Source organism: Psychrobacter sp. 16-MNA-CIBAN-0192 (genome assembly GCF_040309565.1).
Lineage (GTDB): Bacteria > Pseudomonadota > Gammaproteobacteria > Pseudomonadales > Moraxellaceae > Psychrobacter.
In genome coordinates, this window is sequence record NZ_JBEOOX010000751.1 from 1 (window position 1) to 233 (window position 233).

The following is a 233-nucleotide window of genomic DNA, read 5'->3' on the forward strand; positions in this document are numbered from 1 at the left end:
TTGGTACGGTATCAGCCGCTTTACCAAAATGCTTGAGGGCGGCGGCATGAGTAAAGGTGCCAACTGGACCCAAAAAGGCAATACGTTGCGGCGCTTCTAGATCTAAGCACACCGACATAATTTCACGAAACAAACGGGCCATTTTTTCATCAGCGATTGGACCAGTATTACGTGCCATCACGGCTTTTAGTACTTGAGCTTCACGTTCTGGGCGATAAAAAATAGGATTGCTT

1 protein-coding gene is annotated in these 233 nt (G+C 46.8%); it reads right to left on the reverse strand.

Going from position 1 to position 233, the window contains the following annotated elements; translation table 11 throughout:
- Window positions 1-233, reverse strand: a 233-nt coding sequence (locus tag AAEY78_RS15085) for a chorismate mutase (protein WP_352340325.1), incomplete at both ends; no start/stop codon positions are given.